This is a genomic window from Promicromonospora kroppenstedtii DSM 19349 (genome assembly GCF_000515355.1).
Taxonomy (GTDB): domain Bacteria; phylum Actinomycetota; class Actinomycetes; order Actinomycetales; family Cellulomonadaceae; genus Promicromonospora; species Promicromonospora kroppenstedtii.
This window is the reverse complement of record NZ_KI911594.1, coordinates 9,787-10,968: the sequence shown is the minus strand read 5'-3', so window position 1 is coordinate 10,968 and position 1,182 is coordinate 9,787. Positions and strand designations below refer to the sequence as shown.

Here is a 1,182-nt window from a genome sequence, read left to right as displayed (position 1 = left end):
GTGCGCCGGGACCGCCGCCCGGATGGTGCCCGAGGACTGCGTGCGGGCGTCGGTCCAGGCGTCGAGCACCTCGAACGACCGGCCGCGCAGGCCCAGGTCACGGGCGGTGGTGGCGATCTCGGCGGCCCGGTCGCCGCGGTTCAGCAGCGCGACGGCGACCGACCCGTCGGCCAGCGGCTTGGTCCACGTCTCGGTGGTACCCGCGGGGCCGACCCGGGTGCCCTGGACGCCGAGCCGGTCCTGGTCGATCGCCAGCACGTCCTCGTCGAGCAGGATGTCCATCGACTCCTGGCTCAGGGTGCGCGGGTCGCTGGAGATGACCAGCGGCGCGGCCGCGACCGTCCACAGCGACATCTGCGTGCGGAACTCCTCGGTGGTCATGCCGAGCTCCGGCCCGAGGTAGTCGGGGTCGCTGAACCGCCCCGGTCCCGCGACCTCGGGGTGCCGCGCGTTCGCGTCGAAGTTGCGCAGCACGTCCTTGAACTGGATCTGCCCCACGAACCCGACGTCGGTGTAGGTGCGCCACGACTCCGCGATGTCCGGCGCGTAGGTCCACGACCAGGTGGACTGCTGCTCCTGGGGATAGTCGCCCCAGTCCGGCGAGGTCACAGGGTTGCACAGGTTGAAGATCATCGACCGGCCGGAACTGTTGTTCCGCAGCGCCTGCGCGAACTCCGTGAACGCCTCCTGCGGGTCCAGGTCGGCCGTGATGCCGCACAGGAAGTCGACCTTGACGGCGTCGTAGCCCCACGCCGCGAAGGTGTCGGCGTCGGTCTGGTAGTGGCCGCCGCTGCCCAGGCCGCACGTGCCCGGGATGTACGGGCCCGCGTCGGTGTAGATGCCGGCGCGCAGGCCGCGGTCGTGGATCTCGTCGGCCAGTGCGGCCATGCCGTCCGGGAAGCGCTCGGCGTCGCCCTGCAGCAGGCCGTCGTCGCCGCGAGGCACGTCGGCCTGCCAGCCGCCGTCGAGCCACACGATGTCGTAGCCGGCGTCCGCGAGGCCGGACGAGACCAGGAAGTCGGCCACGTCCAGGACCTCGTCGGCGGTGAAGTCGCCGCCCAGGCCGTAGTAGGTGTTCCAGCCCTGGTAGGGCGTGGGGCTGGGACTCGGCGCGGTTCCGGCGGCGGGCGCCGCGTTCGTGGCCGGGGCGGCCGAGGCGGTGCCCGCCAGCCCCGTCGCGGC

At 72.9% G+C, this 1,182-nt stretch carries 1 protein-coding gene; it reads right to left on the bottom strand.

What is annotated here, in order from left to right; genetic code table 11:
* On the bottom strand, positions 1-1,182 hold a 1,182-nt coding region (locus tag PROKR_RS03060; RefSeq protein WP_169736306.1), incomplete at both ends, for a glycoside hydrolase family 27 protein.